At 72.2% G+C, this 13,843-nt stretch carries 13 protein-coding genes and 1 pseudogene; 3 read left to right on the top strand and 11 right to left on the bottom strand.

Annotated elements, in window-relative coordinates; genetic code table 11:
- Nucleotides 1-49 precede the first annotated feature (49 nt).
- From rsmD to ACTIE5_RS21725, 3 genes and pseudogenes are all read right to left on the bottom strand, one after another.
- Nucleotides 50-607 (bottom strand): 16S rRNA (guanine(966)-N(2))-methyltransferase RsmD, encoded by a 558-nt coding sequence (gene rsmD / locus ACTIE5_RS21735; RefSeq protein ID WP_439551818.1) that lies wholly within the window; start codon nucleotides 605-607, stop codon nucleotides 50-52.
- A 133-nt stretch (nucleotides 608-740) separates the two neighbouring features.
- Nucleotides 741-1,523 (bottom strand): annotated as a pseudogene (locus ACTIE5_RS21730) (pseudouridine synthase); the annotation flags it as partial.
- Nucleotides 1,520-2,233 carry a gamma-glutamyl-gamma-aminobutyrate hydrolase family protein gene (locus ACTIE5_RS21725; RefSeq protein ID WP_439551817.1) on the bottom strand — a complete coding sequence of 238 codons (714 nt, stop codon included), beginning with the start codon at nucleotides 2,231-2,233 and terminating at the stop codon, nucleotides 1,520-1,522. The pseudogene ACTIE5_RS21730 and the gene ACTIE5_RS21725, both read right to left, overlap by 4 nt.
- A 67-nt stretch (nucleotides 2,234-2,300) precedes the next feature.
- On the opposite strand from ACTIE5_RS21725, the gene ACTIE5_RS21720 reads away from it, so the two are divergent.
- The gene (locus ACTIE5_RS21720; protein ID WP_439552076.1) at nucleotides 2,301-2,732 is read left to right on the top strand and encodes a nucleoside deaminase; all 432 of its coding nucleotides are present in this window, start codon (nucleotides 2,301-2,303) and stop codon (nucleotides 2,730-2,732) included.
- On the opposite strand, the gene ACTIE5_RS21715 is transcribed toward ACTIE5_RS21720, so the two are convergent.
- The 7 genes from ACTIE5_RS21715 to ACTIE5_RS21685 all read right to left on the bottom strand — a co-directional run bounded on the left by ACTIE5_RS21715 (nucleotide 2,724) and on the right by ACTIE5_RS21685 (nucleotide 9,626).
- Entirely contained in the window at nucleotides 2,724-3,530 is an 807-nt protein-coding gene (locus tag ACTIE5_RS21715) for a hypothetical protein (RefSeq protein WP_439551816.1), read from the bottom strand. The two genes, ACTIE5_RS21720 and ACTIE5_RS21715, sit on opposite strands and share 9 nt — an antisense overlap.
- A 134-nt stretch (nucleotides 3,531-3,664) precedes the next feature.
- Nucleotides 3,665-4,633: a tripartite tricarboxylate transporter substrate binding protein gene (locus ACTIE5_RS21710; protein WP_439551815.1), complete on the bottom strand. Its 969-nt coding sequence runs from the start codon at nucleotides 4,631-4,633 to the stop codon at nucleotides 3,665-3,667.
- A 142-nt stretch (nucleotides 4,634-4,775) separates the two neighbouring features.
- The gene (locus ACTIE5_RS21705; protein WP_439551814.1) at nucleotides 4,776-6,581 is read right to left on the bottom strand and encodes a polysaccharide biosynthesis/export family protein; all 1,806 of its coding nucleotides are present in this window, start codon (nucleotides 6,579-6,581) and stop codon (nucleotides 4,776-4,778) included.
- A gap of 22 nt (nucleotides 6,582-6,603) precedes the next feature.
- Nucleotides 6,604-7,809 (bottom strand): capsule biosynthesis protein, encoded by a 1,206-nt coding sequence (locus ACTIE5_RS21700; protein WP_439551813.1) that lies wholly within the window; start codon nucleotides 7,807-7,809, stop codon nucleotides 6,604-6,606.
- The gene (locus ACTIE5_RS21695) at nucleotides 7,778-8,428 is read right to left on the bottom strand and encodes an ABC transporter ATP-binding protein (RefSeq protein ID WP_439551812.1); all 651 of its coding nucleotides are present in this window, start codon (nucleotides 8,426-8,428) and stop codon (nucleotides 7,778-7,780) included. The genes ACTIE5_RS21700 and ACTIE5_RS21695 overlap by 32 nt, the downstream gene beginning before the upstream one ends.
- A gap of 11 nt (nucleotides 8,429-8,439) precedes the next feature.
- Nucleotides 8,440-9,267, bottom strand: a complete 828-nt coding sequence (locus ACTIE5_RS21690) for an ABC transporter permease (protein ID WP_439551811.1) — start codon at nucleotides 9,265-9,267, stop codon at nucleotides 8,440-8,442.
- On the bottom strand, nucleotides 9,264-9,626 hold the full coding sequence (locus ACTIE5_RS21685) for a DVU3141 family protein (protein WP_439551810.1): 363 nt from the start codon (nucleotides 9,624-9,626) through the stop codon (nucleotides 9,264-9,266). Before ACTIE5_RS21685 ends, ACTIE5_RS21690 begins: the two co-directional genes overlap by 4 nt.
- 307 nt (nucleotides 9,627-9,933) lie before the next feature.
- Here ACTIE5_RS21685 and ACTIE5_RS21680 point away from each other — a divergent pair, with 307 nt between their 5' ends.
- Both ACTIE5_RS21680 and ACTIE5_RS21675 read left to right on the top strand, forming a co-directional pair.
- The gene (locus ACTIE5_RS21680) at nucleotides 9,934-11,727 is read left to right on the top strand and encodes a capsular polysaccharide export protein, LipB/KpsS family (protein ID WP_439551809.1); all 1,794 of its coding nucleotides are present in this window, start codon (nucleotides 9,934-9,936) and stop codon (nucleotides 11,725-11,727) included.
- The gene (locus tag ACTIE5_RS21675; RefSeq protein WP_439551808.1) at nucleotides 11,724-12,521 is read left to right on the top strand and encodes an SDR family NAD(P)-dependent oxidoreductase; all 798 of its coding nucleotides are present in this window, start codon (nucleotides 11,724-11,726) and stop codon (nucleotides 12,519-12,521) included. Before ACTIE5_RS21680 ends, ACTIE5_RS21675 begins: the two co-directional genes overlap by 4 nt.
- Here the strand turns inward: ACTIE5_RS21675 and ACTIE5_RS21670 are convergent.
- Complete coding sequence (locus tag ACTIE5_RS21670) at nucleotides 12,487-13,821, bottom strand: capsular polysaccharide export protein, LipB/KpsS family (RefSeq protein ID WP_439551807.1); 1,335 nt, start codon at nucleotides 13,819-13,821, stop codon at nucleotides 12,487-12,489. The genes ACTIE5_RS21675 and ACTIE5_RS21670 overlap by 35 nt on opposite strands.
- Between the last annotated feature and the right edge of the window lie 22 nt (nucleotides 13,822-13,843).

Raw genomic sequence — 13,843 nt, 5'->3', positions numbered from 1 at the left:
CGATCCGATCACGCCAGGATGGCGTGATCGGATCGGGTTTCCGGTCTGGTCAGTGCGCACGCAGGAACACCACCCGCGCGGCGCCGTGTTCGCGCATGGCGACCTCGGAAAAACCCGGCGCGTCCAGCGCTTCATCCCGCCCCAGCTCCGCCACCACCAGCGCGCCGGGCGCGATCCAGCCGGTGGCGGTGAGCGCCGAGAGGGCGCGGGGGACGAAATCCTGGCCATAGGGCGGGTCCAGCAGCACCAGGCTGCAGGGCTGTGCGGCGGCGGGGGGTTTCAGGGCGTCGCCGGCGATGATTCGGGCGCGCGCATCCTCCCGGCACGCCGCGACGTTGGCGCGCAACATAGCCAGCGCGGCGCGGTCGCGTTCGATGAAGGTGGCGTGGGCGGCGCCGCGGCTCAGGGCTTCGAGGCCGAGCGCCCCGGTGCCAGCGAAGGCGTCCAGCACGCGCACTTCCTCCACCACCGCCCGGCCGGCCCAGGGGGCGTGCCAGAGCATGTCGAAGACGGCCTGGCGGACGCGTTCCGCCGTCGGGCGCGTGGTCTCCCCGGGCGGGGCGGAGAGCCTACGGCCCCGATGGCTTCCGGCGACGATTCGCAACATGCTTGGGCCTCGGTGGCTCCGCATTGCGGGCGCGGGGGATGTTTTCGGGGCGCACGCGCTTGGGCTTCGCCGGCGGTGCGACCGGCGGGGGGGCTGCGGCGGCGGCGGCGGCCGCTTCCTCCTGCTCCCGCCGGCGCTTCTTCTGCGGCGCTTCCCCGATGCCGAGCTGTTCGCGCATCACCTTGGGGTGCACTTCCTCGACGCCGCCCTTGGGCAGGGTGCCGAGCTGGAAGGGGCCATAGGCCGTGCGGATCAGCCGGGTGACGTGCAGGCCGAGATGCTGCATCACGCGCCTGATCTCCCGGTTCTTGCCTTCCTTCAGGCTCACCGTCAGCCAGGCGATGGCGCCGCGGCGGCTGTCGAGCCCGGCCTCGATCGGGCCATAGGCGACGCCATCCACGGTGATGCCGCGGGCGAGTGCGGCCAGCGACTTCTCATCCACCACGCCATAGACGCGGACGCGGTAGCGGCGGAGCCAGCCATTGCTGGGCAGTTCCAGCTTGCGCGCCAGTTCCCCGTCATTGGTCAGCAGCAGCAGGCCCTCGCTCGTCAGGTCGAGGCGGCCGATGGAGACGACGCGGCCGATGGCCGGTGGCAGGCGTTCGAAGACCGTGGGGCGGCCCTGCGGGTCCTTGTGTGTCGTCACCACGCCATCGGGCTTGTGGTGGCGGAACAGCCGGGTGCGTTCCGCGGGCTGCACCGGCTTGCCCTCGACGCTGATGCGGACGCCCTCGGCGACGAAGGTGGCGGGGGTGGCCACCACCTTGCCGTTCATCTTCACCTTGCCCTCGGCGATCAGCTTCTCGGCGTCGCGGCGCGACGCGATGCCGGCGCGGGCAAGATACTTCGCGATGCGCTCGCCGCGTTCGGCCTCAGGGGTGTCAGGGGAGGCGACGTCTTCGATCTCGTCGGTCACCGGCAGGCCTCCACGAAAGCGGCGAGGATCACGGGGTCCCGCGGGTCCACCGCATATTCGGGATGCCACTGCACGCCCAGCGCAAAGCGGTGGCCGGGATGCTCGATGCCCTCCACCACGCCATCGGGCGCGCGGGCATTCACCAGCGCGCCGGTGCCGGGGGTGGCGACGGCCTGGTGGTGGGAGGAATTCACGGCCAGGCGGTCCGTGCCAACGATGCGCGCCAGCAGCGTGCCGGGGGCGACCGCGACCTCATGCCCCGGCTCGTGCCGCGGATTGAGCTGTTCATGGGCGAGCGCGCCCGGAACCTCGTCCGGGATGTGCTGGATCAGCGTGCCGCCGAAGGCCACGGCCATCAACTGCTGGCCGCCGCAGATGCCGAGCACAGGCATGTCGCGCCGCAGCGCTTCGCGCGTCGCGGCCAGTTCGAAATCGGTGCGGCCGGGCTTGAGCGTCACCTTGGGGTGCGGCGCGCCGCCGCCCCACAGCGCCGGGTCCACGTCGAAGGCGCCGCCCGTGACCAGCAGGCCATCGATGGCGTCGAGGTAGTCCGCCGCGAGGTCCGGGTGGTGCGGCAGCGCCACGGGCAGGCCACCGGCCTCGATGACGGCGGAGAGGTAGTTCTGGCGGAGCGCATACCAGGGCAGCTTCGACCAGCCGCCGGCGGGTTCCGCATCCAGGGTGACACCGATGACCGGTCGCTTTTTCATGCGCGTTGCTAGACCGCGCCGCCGTGCCGGGGCAAGCATCGCGGCCATGCCAAGCGGCCCCACACCGATGGAAATCGCCCTCGACGCTGCCCGCGCCGCCGCCGCGCGGGGGGAAGTGCCCGTGGGCGCCGTGGTGACGGATGCCGCGGGCCGCGTGCTGGCGGTGGCGGGGAACGAGGTGGAGGCACGGCGCGACCCCTCCGCGCATGCGGAAATGCTGGCCCTGCGGGAGGCCGCGCGGGTGACGGGCGACAAGCTGCTGCCGGAGGCGACGCTGACCGTGACGCTGGAGCCCTGCGCCATGTGCGCCCAGGCCATCGCCTTCTTCCGGGTGAAGCGGGTGGTCTTCGGGGCCTATGACCCCAAGGGCGGCGCGGTGGAACACGGCCCGCGCCTGTTCGGCCAGCCCACCTGCCACCACGCGCCCGAAGTGATCGGCGGCGTCAGGGAAACCGAGGCGGCCGCGCTGCTGAAGGACTTCTTCGCGGCGCTACGGTAGCGCGCGGTGGACGCCCGTGGCGCGCGGGTCCCATTGCCAGGGCGGGTCGGGGCGGACCGGAATCGCCCCCTGGAAGCGGGGCGGGGGGCGGTGCTTCTCCTCCCCCGCCAGCACGGCCTGGCCGCGATCCGTCAGTGTCCAGCTGTCGCCAGGGGCCAGCAGGCGCAGCGGGCCGGCGGACAGGCGCCGGTGCAGGTCGACCAGCATCAGGTCGGTCTGCGGGTAGGTGGCGTCCATGGCGTGCTGTGCCCGCATCACGGCGGGCAGGGTGCTGGCGCCATCGGCGACGGCGCGCAGCACCTGGCGCTCCGTCAGCGCCAGGCGGTCCGCGCGCCAGGGCAGGTCCTGCAAGTGCCGGCGCATGGCGTGGGCCAGATGCGGCAGCGGGCTGGCACGGCGCCAGAGGCGGTCCAGCGCCTCCGGGTCCGGATCAGCGAAGGCGGCCCAGGCCTCGGCGCCGGCCTCGAGCTGGAGGGGCGTGACCGGCACCGGTTCCAGCGCGGCGAGCTCGGCGTCGGACAGCACCATGAAGGGGCGCTTCCCGTCCGCCGGCATCAGGAACAGCCGGCCATCGAGCCCGCGGCGATCCGCCAGCAGCGACAGGACCCGGATCAGCACGGCCTGGTCCCAGAGGTCATGCTCGAACCACAGCAGCACGCGGTCGAAGCGGTCCAGCGCATTGAGGGCCATGTACTCCCGCCCCAGGCGCAGCCGCGCTTCCTGGAGATCGACCTTCGCATGCAGCGCGATGACGCGGGCGCGAAGGCCGAGATAGGCCATCAGCGCGTCGTCATTCACCGCGCCGACGCAGACGGGGTCGCTGATCGCCAGGTAGTCCCCCGCCCAGCCGCTGGCGGCCAGGCGGGGGCGGAGGTCATCGCCGCAGCGGATATGCGCCAGTGTCGGCGCCGCCGTGCTCAGAGACGCCGTGCTCAGAGACGGAGGCCGAGCCGGCGGATCATCTCCCCTTCCGTCGCGAAGGTGCGGCGCGCATCGGTCGCGTATTCATCGGGGCCGAGATACATCGGCGCCATGTCGAAGCGGTCGAGCACAGCCATATGCGCGGGATCGTAGAGCGCTTCCTTGAAGGCGTCGTGCAGCACGCGAACGACATCGGGGTTCATGCCCTTCGGCCCCGCCAGGCCGTAGGGGCTGGCGCTGACGATATCGATGCCCGTCTCCCGCAGCGTCGGCACGTTCGGGAAGCGCTTGGCGCGATCCGCGGACCAGGTGACCAGCAGCTTGAGGCGGCCGGCCTGCACCATCTCCGACCAGCCGGAACTGTCGGCCAGCGCAGTGGTCTGCCCGGCGAGGAGGGAGGTGACATTCTCCGCGAAGCCGCGGAACGGCACATGCACCCAGTCGATGCCGCGGGTGCCCGCGATCTGTTCCATGGTGATGTGGAGCGAGGTGCCGACACCGGGCGTGCCGTAGGTGACGCGGCCGGGATTCGCCTTCGCGTGGTCCAGGAATTCCTGGAAGGTGTTCCAGGGCGCATCCGCCTTCACCACCACGCCGAACAGATAACCCGTGAGGTGGATGATGTAGGTGAAATCCTCCAGCGGGTTGAACAGCGCGCGGCTTGCCATCTGCGGATGGCGGAAGACGCTGATCGGCATCTGAGTGATCACATAGCCGTCATTGCGTTCGTTCAGCACCTGCTGCGCGCCCAGCACGCCGCCGGCGCCGGCCTTGTTCTCGATGATGACGGGCTGGCCGAGGCGGCGCGCGGCCTGTTCGGCCAGGACGCGCATCTGGATATCCGTGGTGCCGCCGGCGCCCCAGGGGACGATCAGGCGGATGGGCCGGTCGGGGAAGCGGCCCTGGGCGCGGACCGCCGGCGCGGCGAGCAGCGTGGCACCGAGGCCGATTGCGGTGCGGCGGCCGAATTGGTGGGTCATGGTCACGAAGCCTCCCTGGATGGTGCCGGCCTCTCGGGGCCGATTATCGGCATCCTGCCTATCGCGACCGCCGCCCTGCGGCAACAGAAAGGGCGCTGACCTTTCGGCCAGCGCCCCGTTCCGCCCGGCGGTGCGTGGTGGATCAGTTCGCGAAGACGCGGGCGGACAGCGCGGTCTGGAAGATCATGTTCAGCAGGTCGCGCGTCAGCTGGAAGTTCTTCGGGTCAAGCCGGGGCAGGGCGATCAGCTCGTCGCCGGGCTGGGGCGGTTCCGTCGGCTCGAGGATCAGCTCCCCGCTCGCGCGCCGGATCATCAGCTGGTTGTCGCCGCCGCGCTCCGCCAGGCCACCGGCCGCGCGGATGAAGTCCTGAGCGCTCATGTTCGGGCGCCAGAGCACGGCCTGCGGCGCCGTCACCTCGCCGGAGACGAGCACGGTCTGGACGCGTTCCGGGATGACGATGACGTCGCCATCCTCCAGCCGCACATCGGCGCAGCGCCCGCCGCGATCCATCACGACGAGCCGCCCTTCTGGCCGCGTCCGCCGCGCCCGGCTGATGTAGCTCGACACCAGCTGCGCCTCGGAGGCCCGGACCTCCGCGACGCCAGTGGTGGGGGAGACGGTGAGGAAAAGCTGGCGCTCCAGCCGGTCCATCGCCTCCGTGATCACGCGTGCCTGCTGCGCGGCGATCGAGGGACGCAGCAGGAAGATGCCGCGCGTGTTGGCGAGGTTGGGATCGACCGAGATGTAGTCGAGCACGGTGCAGAGCGTGACGTCCCGGTCGGTGATCAGGACGGAGGGGCCGATGCGGCTGCCCTCCACCGAGACGCGGACGGTGGGCGGCGGTGCATCCGTGATGAAGGTCACGACGTCCTGGTCCATCAGCTGGACGCCCGCCAGTTCGCGCACCGTCGTGTAGCGGGAGAACGGCTGGCTGTTGCGCGTGCCGCGGATGACGGCATTGGTCGCGGAGGGCAGGGGGGCGGCGAGGCGGATGAGTTCCGACCCCGGCATGGTGCGGCCCGTCACCTCGAACAGGAAGTTGTTGCGCACGGCGCCATCGGCCCCGACCATCGCGCCCTGCGCGGGCACCAGGATGGTGTCGCCCTGCTGGAGCGACAGGGTGGGCAGTTCGCCGGAGAGCAGGAAGCGGTAGAGGTCGATGCGCGCGACGGTGCGGCCGCCGCGCGTCACGGTGATGTCGCGGTAGGAGCCGCGGCCGGGATCCACGCCGCCCGCGCGGGAAAGGTAGTCGAGCACGCTTTCCGAGGCGGAGCCGAGATGGCGGCCCGGCATGCGGACCTGGCCCGTGACGAAGACGCCGACCTGGCCGGCGGAAAGCAGCACCGCATAGACCTGGACCTGCTGCGAATAGACGCGGCGGACCTCGGTTTCCACAACCCGCTGAACGTCGCCGGCGCGCGCACCGGCAAGGCGGATGGGGCCGACCTGGGGGATGAAGACGTTGCCGTCCGTGTCCACCGTCGTGACGATGGAGGCTTCGACGAAGCCCCAGACGGTGATGGAGACGCGGTCGCCGGGCAGGATGGTGTAGTTCGGGTTCGGCGTGTCGGAGGCAGCGGCCCCGCCGCGGGTGAAGAGGGCGGAGCCGAACACGACGGTGGCCGGGCCCGGGAAGCGCCCGGGTTCGCCGATCGGCCCGACCGCGATCGGCCCGCCTTCCGCCGCGGTGGCGGAACCGGCGCGGGTGGTGGAGATGAAGTCCCCGGCGGTGAGCGCCGGGAGCGCGCTGCCCTGGGCGGTGCTGCCGGCGGCCTGGGCGGGCTGGGCCGCCTGCGGCGTGGCGGTGGTGGCGCCCCGCGTCGATGGCAGCGAAGGCGCCGAAACCTGCGCATGCACCGGGGTGGGGATGAAGGCAGGCAGCAGCAGCGACGCCGCCAGTAGCCAGCGCAACAGCGCCTTCGCCGCCGCGGGGCGTGCCGTGGTCATGGGGGAGGCAGTATCCGTCATGTCAGCTCGCATGTTCCCGGGCGCCCGCCACCATCAGCCAGCCGATCCCGAACAGGATCGTCAGCCCGGCGAAGACGGTGAGGGTGTTGAATCGTGCCTTGGGGTAGAGGGCGCGCTCGGGCAGGTTGGGCTCCACCACCCGCATCAGGAACACGGCCTGGCGTTGGGCGTCGGCGCGCGCATTCTCGAGCGAACTGATGGCGGAGGTGAGCTGCTTTTCCGCGAATTCGCGTTCCAGCTGCAGGCGTTCATAGCCGGAAAGCTGCTGGGTGAGCCCTTCCTCACCGCGCGTGGAGCGTGCGCGTTCGGCGCCGATCTGCGCGATGAGGGCGGCGATGCGGTTGTTCAGCACCTGGATCTGCGGGTTGTCCGGCCGCATGAAAGCGCGCTTTTCCTGCAACTCCGCGCGCGCCTGCGTCAGCAGGCCTTCGAGCCGGGAGACATTCTCCACTGCCGCGCCGGCGGTGCGGGTGGGGTCGAGCGCCTGTTCGCGTTCGCGAAAGGTATTGAGGGCTTCGCGGGCGGCGAGGACGCGGCGTTCGGCGATGTCCACCTCCTCCCGCGCCACGCGGATGGTGTCCGCCGCAGTGCGGGCGGAGAAGCGGTTGACCAGGTTCTCCGACAGGGCGATGAGCGCCTCCGCGATATCCTTGGCGTCGCCGGGGCGGTAGGCGAGGACGCGCAGCGTGGTGATGTTTGTCTCGATATCGTAATTGACCGTCACGCGACCGCGGTAATAGCGGAGGAGGCGCTCGGCCGCCGGATCCTCCGAGCGGAGGCGGGAGACCAGGTCGGCCTCTGGCCGCCGCCAGATGGCGACGAGGTCGAGCGACTGGCGCAATCCCGCCAGCGCATCGAGGCTGTCGATGTAGGCCGCCACGGCGCGTGCTTCGTCCATGCCGCCGCGGCCGCCGCCGCCGGTGACGGCAGCCATGATGCCGCCCGCGGCGTTGCCGCCACTCGCCCCGCGGCCGCGGACGAGAAGCCGCGATTCCGATTCGTAGAGGTCCGCGGCGTAGGTGACGTAGTAGGTGCCGACCAGCAGCGTCGGCAGCAGGACCAGCAGCAGGTACCAGCCCATGGCGGTCTTGGGCAGCAGGCTTCGCTGCCTGCGTCCCTTCTGCGCCACGCGGGGCGGCAGGCGCTGTTCCTCGACCCCCGTGGCGGGAAGGGTTTCAGAGGGCCTTATAGGTGGCGACAGCTTCATCGATGTCCTCGAAGAAGGTCAGGCTGCCATGGTTCAGCACCGCTGCGGTCCGGCAGTAGATCTTCAGATGTTCAGGCACATGGCTGACCAGGACCAGTGTACGGCCCCGGGTCTTCTGTGACAGCTTTTCCTGGGCGCGGGCGACAAATCGTGCATCGCCCGCCGCGGTGATTTCGTCGATCAGGTAGCAGTCGAAATCCACCGCGAAGGACAGGCCGAGCAGCAGGCGCCCCATCATGCCGGCCGAATAGGTGCGGACAGGCATGTGCATGTAGCTGCCGAGCTCGGCGAAATCCTCGACCTGGTCCAGCACGTCCCGCACGTCGTGATCGTAGATCCGGGCGATGAATCGCGCGTTGTCGGCGCCCGTCAGCGCCGCCTGCAGGCCGATCCCGTGCGCCAGGGGCCAGGAGACGGACATCCGCCGTTCGATACGGCCGGCGGAGGGGTGTTCCACCCCGGCCAGCATGCGCACCAGGGTGGATTTGCCGGTGCCGTTGCGGCCCAGGATGCCGACGGCATCGCCCGGGCGGATCACCGCGTTGACGTTGCGCAGCACCGTCTTCCGGCTGCCGCCGCGCACCTCGTAGTGCTTGGAGACGTTGTCGAGGATGATCACCGGCCGGCCCGTCAGAATTCGAGCTTGGGCCGCACGGCCCGGAGCGCGGCAAGGCCGAGCAGGTTGAGGATCACCACACAGGTGATCGCATATTGCGTGTCGAAATAGGTTGCGGTCAGCTCTCCGAACATGCCTTCGCGCACCATCTCATGCATGCTGACCTGCGGGTTCCACAGGAACACCTCCCGCCAGCTCGGCGGCAGCCTTTCCAGCGGGATGAAGGCGCCCGAGATCGGGAGGGAGAGGTAGGTCAGGGGGTGGACGAGGCGGTCCACGACCTCCCACCGGGCGGAGGCGGCTGCCGCCAGCATGGACAGCCCGTTGGCGAACAGGAAGATCAGCAGCAGGCCCAGGGCCAGCAGCGGGATGTCCGCCGGCACCATGTCCACGAGCCAGGATGCGCCGCCGACGACCAGCACCAGCACCGCCAGGACCGCCCCGGCTTCCAGCAGGTTTCGCGCGATGATCACATCGGTCAGGCGGACCTGGCGATGGTACATCAGCGTCATGTTCGCCTCGAAGGCGGAGGTCGATCGGTTGATGATGGCGCGGAAGGCGAAGTAGGGCGCGTAGCCGACGATGTAGAAGAGGAAGACGGGGATGTCGCCCTTCCCGTCGGGATGCCAGACGTAGTGGATCAGCCCGATCGCCGAGGCGAGCATCAGCGGTTCCAGCACCAGCCAGACGAAGCCCAGCTGGCTGTGGCCGAAGCGCGTGGACAGTTCCCGCATCGCCAGCGCGTGGATCACGCGGCCCTGGATCCGGAAGCCCTTCCTGATGAGGGCGATGCCCCGGGGGCGTTCCGGCAGGCCGATCCCGTCGCCGGCCGTGCTGCTCACGGACGGGGGATCCCGCCGCCGCGCAGCAGCATCCGCGTCTCCGCCCAGCTGCCCTCGGGCGTCGCGCAGATGACGCGCGCCCTTTCGCCCGCGGAGGTCACGACGGCCACTTCGCGGCATTCCCGGCCGCTGGCGGCGTTGTAGGCGCGCACCAGGCGCGCGGTTGCAGACTGGCCATCCGCCAGCGTGATGCGGTCCTGGGATCCCGGCTGCGCCCGGGCCGCGAAGGCAAGGACCGGGTCGGCCGGCACGGCCGCGGCCGGGGGGGCGGCGGGTGCCGCCGCCTGGCGGCTGAAGGGCCAGGCTGCCGTCAGGCCGGCGCAGCCCGGCAGCACCAGGATGGTAGCCAGCAGGCCCATGGCCAGGCCCAGCCTGCCCTGGCGAGATGCAGCCCGCCCGCCCTGGCACGGCTCGGCCAAGGAGCTTCCAATCACGATGGCTTGCTTCATGGGAGCGGAGTTTAGCGGAACTACCCGGCTGACGCAAAACGCAAACCACCCTCGAAACGGCCGCCCCGGGGGGGCGGGCCGGGGGGGCGACTACGGGGGGGCGACGCCGGGGGGCGCCCGATGGGACGCCGGATGCTAGGCTGCCGGTGTGCCGGAACAAGACCTATCCCCAACCCCCTACGGTCCGCCCCCCGGTCCGCCTTTGGGGCCGCTGCGCGTGCCGGCGGCGGCGCTGGCGGCGCTGCCGCACCTGCCCGCCTTCTGGCCCGGACGACAGCTGCTGCCCGCCGGCGAAGGGCCGCCTGACGTGGCGGCGGAGGGCATGGACGCGCCCTTCCTCTGGACCCCCGGCCCCTTCCAACCCGCCCGCCTCGGAGGGCGCGAGGTGCCGGTCCTGCTGGTCATGGGGCCGGGGCCGGACCCCGTCGGCGCCGCCCTCGCACGCCCCGCGCCGGTGCCGTTCCTGGCCCTGGCCCGGCAGGTGATGGCGGCGGTCGCGGCGGGGCGGATTGGCGGGCCGCCGGGGCTGGACGACCCCGGCGCGGCGGCGATCGGCCTGCCGCCCGGGCGTGCCGCGCTGGTGATCGGTGGCGGCGAGCATCCTGGGCCCCCCCCTGGCTCTGCCGTGCTCCGGGCGGCGGATCCCTTCGCCGATGACGTGGCCACCCCTTCGGACATCCCGGGGCGCCTGTCCCCCTGGACGCTGCTGGATGCGGCCGCCTCGGTCCATGGTGCGTCCCGGCCCCTGGCGCTGCTCGCGCTGGCCGCCGGGGTGCGGGTGGCGGATGGGCCGCTGGCCGGGGCTGATCCGGTCGCGGCCTGGGCCTCCATCCTCGCCGCCACCCGGGCCGCCGACCCCTTCACGCGGCAGCCCTGCTCGATCGGGCACGCGCTGTCGATCCTGGCGCTGTGGCGGGAGCGGGAGGCGGAGGCGCGCGGCGTCGCCGCCTGCCTCGGCGTGCACCCCTACAAGCGGGACCGGGTGCGCGCGCTGCTGGCCTCCAGCGCCCCGGCGCCCAGCTTCCACGGCCGCGTGGCCCCGGCGCTGGCGGCCGCCAGGGCACGGGGCGGGGCGCTGCTGGCCTGGGCGGCCTCCGCGCCGCCAGGCCTGCGGGACCGCTGCCGGGCGGCGGGGGTGGAACTCCGCTGGCTGGAGGATGGCTTCATCCGCTCCGCCGGGCTCGGCGCAGCCTTCCGGCCCGGGGCGTCCTTCGCGCTTGATGCCGGGGGGGCCTATTTCGACCCGGCGGCGCCGAGCGACCTCACGCGCCTCCTCGAGGCCGGGGATTTCGCGCCGGAGACGCTGGTGCGCGCGGCGGCGCTGCGCCAAGCCGTCGTGGCGCGCGGCATCACCAAGTACAACCTCGGCGGCACGCTTCCGGCGATCGCGGCGGCCCCGGGGCGGCGCGTGGTGCTGGTGCCGGGGCAGGTGGAGGACGATGCCTCCGTGCGACTCGGCGGCGGCGCCATCCGCCGCAACATCGACCTGCTGCGGGCGGTCAGGGCGGCGGAGCCCGATGCCTTCCTGGTCTACAAGCCCCATCCGGACATCGAGGCCGGGTTCCGCCGCGGCCGCATCCCGAAGGCGGAACTGGCGGGGCTGGCCGACCAGGTGGTGGAGCAGGCGCCGATGGCGGCGCTGCTGGACCGGGTGGACGCCGTGCATACCCTGACCTCCCTGACGGGGTTCGAGGCGCTGCTGCGCGGCCTGCCCGTGACCTGCTGGGGGATGCCCTTCTATGCGGGCTGGGGGCTGACGCAGGATCGCGGCGCCCTGCCTTCCGGCGCGCCGCCCCGCACGCGGCGGGCGACGCTGGACGAACTCGTCGCGGCGGCGCTGATCCTCTATCCCCGCTGCATCGACCCGCTGACGCTGCTGCCCTGCCCGCCGGAGGTGCTGCTGGACCGGATGGCGCAGCCGGGGTTGTTCCCGCCCGGCCGCCTGTCCGCGATTCGCGCGGCGGAGGGTTGGCTCAGGCGCGGCATCGCGCGGATCAGGGGGTTGCGATGAAGGAAGCGCGCAGCGTCGTCATCTCCGGGGCCTCCCGCGGCCTGGGCGCGGCACTCGCCCGGCGCTTCGCTGCGCCGGGGATGCGGCTGCTGCTGCTCGCCCGGTCGGCAGCGGCGCTGGAAGTGGTGGCCCAGGAATGCCGGGCCGCCGGGGCCCTGGCGGAGGCCGTCGTGCTCGACGTGACGGATGCGGCCGCCGTCGCCGCGGCGCTGGCGGCCTTCGAGGCCGCGGGGCCGGTGGACCTGGTCATCGCCAATGCCGGCACCTCCGCCGGCCGCGCGCCCGATGGCACGCCGGAGGATCGGGCGGCGGCTGCGCGGCAGGTGATGGTGAACCTGGTCGGCGCGATCAACCTGGTGGCGCCGCTGCTGCCGGGGATGCGGGCGCGGCGATCCGGGCAGGTGGCGCTGGTGGCCAGCATCGCGGGCTTCCGGGGCCTGCCGGATTTCCCGGCCTATTGCGCCAGCAAGGCCGGGCTGATCGCCTGGGGGGAGGGGTTGCGCGCGGCGGAGCGGGGGCGGGGCATCTGCGTCACGGTCATCACCCCGGGCTTCTTCCGCAGCGCGATGGGCGACCGCTTCCATGGCGCGCGCCCCCTGCTGCTGGGGACGGAGGAAGCGGCGGGCAAGGTGCACCGCGCCCTGCTGGTCGGCGTGCCGCGCCTGGGCTTTCCCTGGCCCATGGCGCTGGGGATGCGGCTGCTGGGCCTGCTGCCGCCCTGGATCGGCGACCGCGCGGTGGGCCTGATGCGCTTCCGGGTCAGCCCGGAGGAAGCGCCGCCCCCGGCACCGTGACGGGCGGCAGGAAGGCACCGACGCGATCCTCGTGCAACGCGCGGGTCGCGGCGGCGACGGCGACGGCGCGTCCCTCCTTCCCATAGAAGACGCCGCGCAGCTGCGTCGTCGCCTGCAGGGCGGCGAGGAAATCGGCGCGGAAGGCGGGATCGGGCGCGGCCGCTTCCGTCCAGAAGCTGTCGAGCGTTCCCTGGTGCGCCAGGCCCGGCAGGTCCCACACCGCGATACCCAGCGCCTTCACCGGCTTGCCGAACACCACGGCCTTCAGCCCCACCGTGCTGTTGATCGTGACCAGCCCCCGCATGCCATGCACCATCTCGTCCAGGCTGCCATTGTGGGCGACATGGACGCGCCCGGAGAGGCCCTCCGCCGCCGCCAGCCGGCCGATGCGCGTCGTCCAGCGCTTCACGCAGGGGTCCAGGGGATGGACCTTGACCAGCAGATGCCCCTCCGCCGGCGCATGGGCGGCGAAGGAGCGCAGCGTCTCCGTAATCGGGGTGTCGAGGTCGGGGTAGCGCGAATAGGCGCGGACCGAGAAATCGGTCTCCATCTGCATGGCGAAGAGCCAGAAGGGGCGGTCGCCGATGGCGGCCAGCGCCCTTTCGCCTTCCGCCCGCTCCGCCCGCCGGCGCAGCAGGCGGCGGGCGATACCCCAGTAGGTGGCCAGGGGGTGGTGCAGCTGGTGGGACCGGTAGTGGCGGAAGGGCCAGGGCGCCAGGTTGGCCAGGTTGTAGATCACGTCCCACGCGGCCTGGCGGCCGAAATCATCCTTCAGCCGCTCCGTCAGGTCCGCCGGGGGCAGGGACCGCGCAAGGGCGGTGATGCGCGCGGGGTCGCGCGGGAAGCGGCTGTCGCCGCCCATGCCGTCGCGCTCCAGCGTGATCCAGTCCGGGCGGAAATAGCCGAAATCAGTCACCACCACGGCGATGCCGCGCGTGGCAGCGGCGGCGATGGCTGCGCGGTGATAGGCGCGTTGCTCGCCCAGCAGGAGGATGTCCGTGATGCCGTGGCGGTCGAGGTAGGCGGCGATGAAGGCCGGCCAATCCGCCGGGCGGCCCTGGTAATGCGCCGCCGGCGGCTGCCCCTCCACCCGCCCCCAGAACAGCCGGTCCCCGAAGCTGAGGTGGATGCGGTGGATGGCGTGGCCCTGCGCGGCAAGGCCGCGCGCGACCTCCAGGAAGAAGGGGCTGATCGGTCCCTGCAGGAACAGGAAACGGCGCGGCCCGGGGCGCGGTGGCGCCGCCGCGATGGCGATGTCCCCGCGAATCCTGGCCGACGGCAGGGCGTCGGGCGGAAGCATTGGGGCCATAGCCACCATCGGC

The sequence above is a fragment of the Falsiroseomonas sp. genome (assembly GCF_051859025.1).
Taxonomy (GTDB): domain Bacteria; phylum Pseudomonadota; class Alphaproteobacteria; order Acetobacterales; family Acetobacteraceae; genus Falsiroseomonas.
The sequence above is the reverse complement of the archived record's forward strand: the minus strand, read 5'-3'. Positions and strand labels throughout refer to the sequence as shown.